This is a genomic window from bacterium CG_4_10_14_0_2_um_filter_33_32 (assembly GCA_002792735.1).
In the GTDB taxonomy this organism is placed as follows: domain Bacteria; phylum Patescibacteriota; class CPR2_A; order CG2-30-33-46; family CG2-30-33-46; genus CG2-30-33-46.
The window spans coordinates 1-2,428 of the sequence record PFOW01000081.1 but is presented as its reverse complement, the minus strand read 5'-3'; the positions used below and the strand labels follow the sequence as shown (position 1 = coordinate 2,428).

At 33.2% G+C, this 2,428-nt stretch carries 2 protein-coding genes; both read right to left on the bottom strand.

Annotated elements, in window-relative coordinates; translation table 11 throughout:
• Nucleotides 1-1,952: hypothetical protein (locus COX95_05095; protein ID PIZ85166.1), on the bottom strand; the 1,952-nt coding region annotated here is incomplete at its 3' end.
• A gap of 55 nt (nucleotides 1,953-2,007) precedes the next feature.
• Nucleotides 2,008-2,428 (bottom strand): hypothetical protein (locus COX95_05090; GenBank protein ID PIZ85165.1); only part of this gene is annotated, 421 nt, incomplete at its 5' end.

Genomic DNA, 2,428 nt, shown 5'->3' with positions numbered 1-2,428 from the left:
ATGGAATATAGATAAGAATTATTAGGAACTACCTGGGTAAAAAACCAATCTCTATAAATAGTATTATTTGGTATTCCATAATCCCACCAAAATGAATATCCAAATGGATTTGTTTTAGGGTTTATAAAATAACTAAGACTAGAAGATGAAGAAACATTTGGTTCTAAAAAATAAACACTCTCATTAATATTAAAATTATTTAAAAAACCATTTGAAGAAATAGTTTGAGCAGCTGAAGCACCTATTTTACTAAAACCTTCTGCGCTATCACCATTAACGAATATGTTTTTAGTAGAAGAACCGCTTTTAGACCATAGAGTGATGATTTCCTGTCCATCTTTAAGATAATGATTCTTAAATAATAAGTTATTATCATAACAATAAGCTATATCATCAAAGTAAATTGAACCTTTAACTTCAACATTTGGATTTTCCTTATCTTTTTCTTTGTCTATAACTATTGATTCGAACGAAGCCGGCTGATCAATTACACCATCTCCGTTTCCTCCCCAATGAACTGCTCTCTGTCCGGAATCATTAAAATTTACAATTACTTTTTGCCATCCGCTATATGGGGATCTTACCGCATAACCTTGGAATATTTCTCCTGTACTATCTTTAATTATTATTCTTATACAAACATTTAAATTATTATCTCCATATATTTTAAATTTTATAACTGGGTTTCCACCACCTAAATAAGCATTTTTATTTAAACTAATATAAGCACTGGTATTGTCATAAGGCAAATTATAGTTTACTTTTAATGCTTTGTTTCCACCAAAATCTTTTTTTTCGAAAGAACTTGTTGCGCCAGAAAAATTCCAAAGATTCCAGCTAAGACTACCTTCAAAATTATCTATTGTTGTTGAACCAATAACATCATCTTGGTTTCTAAAAGTTGTTCCTTGTAATTTTTCTGACAAAAATTTATATGTAAAAAATGATGGTTTTTCTGAAAAATCATTTCTGACCATTCCCCAATCTCCAGAAGAATCATCTCTAAAAGTATAAACAAATATCTTTTCAATATCCGGGAAACTTAAAGAAATTGAATATAACCGTGCAATATAATCAGCCTGATCTTCCTCTGAAACAACATCTGTTGGCCAGCCTGCTTCTGTAACCCATATTTTTTTATTATATTTTTTTGCGAAACCGATTGATTGCCCTAATTGATATTGAAGAGTATCATACCCTATCATAAATTCTTCTGGCGCAGATAGATTCCTTAAGATATTAGTAGCGAAGATATCAAAATAACAACCACCGGTTTTTTCAATAACTCTGTTTAAAAAATAGACATCTGCACCTGAAACTGCTCCGGATAATATAACAGAATCAGGATTTGCCTGTTTGGCGGCTTGATAACCTCTTTTTAAAAGCTGGCCATACCAAAATTCTTTATCATCTGGAACCATATTATTTATCTTTAAAAAACGGTTTAAATTGGGTTCATTCCATAATTCCCAATACTGCACTACAGGCGAACCCAGAGCATCATTTATACCATCACCGTCATAACGTTCAACTAATTTTCCAACAAAATCTGCCCAAGCGTCTAAGTTAGGTAAATATTTATCTTCGTCTGATAATCCTTTCCCTGTACTCGCCCATATTGCAGAATAAGCTATCAAACCAGAAATATTTATATGATTGGCATTTGCCTTTAAAACAACATCATCATATCCAGACCAATCATACTGGTCTTGCGTGGGTTCAATAAAATCCCAGGTAAATTCTTCTCTTTCCCATTTTGCGCCTACTTCTGCCATTTTAGAAAAAGCAGTATCTCTTTCTTGTGGATAATATCTTCTAAACACATGACCATTCACACCAAAGGGAGAATTTTCGTTATTATCAGAAGCTATAGAGGCTTGGTCTGACGAAGCTTGGACTTTATCTAGTGATAGGATAAGAGAGTTTAGCGGATTAACCACAAAACATAACATCAACAATAGAATAATCTTTTTTTTCATTTTTTATAAAACACTTATGTTAATTTTATTAATGTGAAGTATCGTAATATCCACTTGCCCAATCTTCGGTGGCAGCCTGGTTTTTAGTTGTAGAGTAGTATCCGCTTACCCAATTTTGTGGGATAGCCCTATCCCACAGTCTTCTCTCGTAAAAAGATGATGACCAAGATTCTGGTACTGCTTTAACCCAAAATGTCCATTTGTAGGAATAGATACCAGGAGGGCCTGATTCAGAAACCCAATTTTCAGGGACTGCTTTATCCCAAAGTCTAGCATAATAAAAAGAATTAGACTGTAGAGTAGGTACTGCTGTATTCCAAAAGTAATTGTAATAGTATTCAGAAGCTAAATTAGAGAGTATAGCAGTATTAAAGGCATAGGTGTAGTAGTGTTGTCCACTCCATAGTTCTGGGATAGCCTTATTCCAGAATCTGGAAGAATAGTAAGAG